Raw genomic sequence first — 1,226 nt, 5'->3', positions numbered from 1 at the left:
ACCATGATTGAGGCTGGTTGGGACGTAAGATCCCGTATAACAAGCGATGCTATGGAGCGACAAGAAGAACCTTAGGGGATGCCGGTAAATCTAAACTTACAGGGAGAGATGAAATGAATTCAGTTATCGGTCTAGATATTTCTAAAGAAGAAAGCCATGGACAAGCCTTTTTAGCGCGAGGAAAGCCATTCAGAGGGACATTCCACTTCGAGCACACTCGTGATGGTTTAGCAAATCTCCATCAAGTTTTAAAGGACGTTGAATCTGCATCCAAACAACGTCCTTTGCTTATTCTAGAAGCAACCGGCCATTACCAAAGTCCGGTTGTTCAGTTCCTAGAAGAACATCACTATGTTTACATTGTCATTAATCCGCTCATCTCAAATCGGCTTAGGAAGTCTCAACTTCGTAAAGTAAAGACGGATGCTGCTGACGCTTACCTATTGGGAGAATTGTACTACAAGGAAGAGTTTGAACCTTTTAAAAAAAGAGGGGTGCAACTTCTCAATCTGCGCTATCTTACAAGACAATATGATTCTCTTTCAAAGATGTGTGTACAGACTAAACTACAATTCCAAGCTGTTTTAGATCAGGTTTTCCCGGCTTACAAAGGCGTCTTTGGAGCTATGTATTCCGGTGTTTCACTACGGTTTTTAAGTGAATTCCCAACCTCATATTCAGTTTTGCAGACAGATGAAAATACACTCAAAGCTAAGATGAAAGAACTGCTTTCTTCGAAACGAGGGCGTTCAGAGGACTGGATTAACCAACGGATTCAACGACTGCTAGATGCGGCAAAACAAAACCCGTTTCAGCAAACCATGTATGCTAGCCACTTAATCAATTTGAAAGTCCTTATTACCCTCATTCTTCAGTATCAAGAGCATCTTACTGAATTGGAACAGAACATAGATGCTCTGGCTGAAGAAATTGAAGAGTATGAATTAATTCAGTCGATTCCCGGTATTGGGCATAAAATTGCTGCAACAATTTTATCTGAAATTGGAGAAGTCGACCGATTTGATCATCCTAAAAAGCTAGTGGCTTTTGCAGGCATTGACCCGAGTGTCTTTGCTTCCGGTAAATTTACAGCAACTCGAAACCGAATCACGAAACGTGGTTCCAGGCAGTTGCGTTACGCACTGGTAATGGCTGTCCAGTGTGGGCTTATACGCTCCCGAAATATGCGACTCAAAGCGTTCTATGATCGCAAGAGAGCAGAAGGA

The 1,226-nt window shown here is 42.2% G+C and carries 1 protein-coding gene; it reads left to right on the top strand.

Translation table 11 applies throughout. The features are described 5' to 3' along the window. Positions 1-113: 113 nt before the first annotated feature. A partial coding sequence (locus tag G9G57_RS25255) for an IS110 family transposase (protein WP_164965680.1) occupies positions 114-1,226 on the top strand: 1,113 nt, incomplete at its 3' end.

It is taken from the genome of Paenibacillus sp. EKM211P, assembly GCF_011066175.1.
Lineage (GTDB): Bacteria > Bacillota > Bacilli > Paenibacillales > Paenibacillaceae > Paenibacillus > Paenibacillus polymyxa.
This window is presented reverse-complemented; position numbering and strand designations above follow the sequence as displayed.